Raw genomic sequence first — 730 nt, forward strand, 5'->3', positions numbered from 1 at the left:
GGAGCGCGGCGTCCGGGCCGATCGGGCTGGGCTCGGGCGCCGGCCTCGAGCACCGGGGCGATGTCCCCGAGCCCGGGCAGGGCGACCAGGTTGACCACGGGGGCGGCGTTGTCCGCCTCGAGCAGGTCGGTGAGCTCGGCGGCGTCGGCGCCATGGCTGACGAGGGCCTGGCGCAGGCCGCGGACGATCCATGCGGGGTGGGAGTGCCGGACGGCCTGGGAGGCCTCGGAGCCGTCGTCCGGGGCGACGCGGTCGAGCCACTCGTCCCGGTCGGTCTCGGAGACGCGGCGCAGGACGGCGTTGACGAACCCGGACGGGCCGGCGCCGATCTTCTCGCGGACCAGGGCCACGGTGGCGTCCAGGGCGGCGTGGGCCGGCACCCGCATGCCGAGCAGCTGGTGGGCGCCGAGGCGCAGCGCGTCCCGGACGGGCGCGTCCAGGTCCTGGAGCGGACGGTCCACGCACTCGGCGAGGATCGCGTCGTAGAGGCCGATGCCGCGGAGGGTGCCGTAGGTCAACTCGGTGGCGAAGCCGGCGTCGCGGCGGTCGAGGCGGCGGGCGTGGATCCGCTGGGGCAGCACGAGGTTGGCGTAGGAGTCGTCCTGGTGGACGGCGCGCACCACGTCGAAGGCGACCGCGCGGGCCGGGTCGGCCTGACGGGCACGCCGTGAGGGAGCCGCAGCCGAGTAGTGCTTGCCGGCGCCGGAGCGGCCACGGTTGCGGGTGCGTC

The 730-nt window shown here is 76.6% G+C and carries 1 protein-coding gene; it reads right to left on the minus strand.

The features are described 5' to 3' along the window. Nucleotides 1-730, minus strand: a 730-nt coding sequence (locus tag AC2W7A_RS13070) for a transcription antitermination factor NusB (protein WP_485991700.1), incomplete at both ends; no start/stop codon positions are given.

It is taken from the genome of Micrococcus sp. LASM2_SD2 (assembly GCF_057364565.1).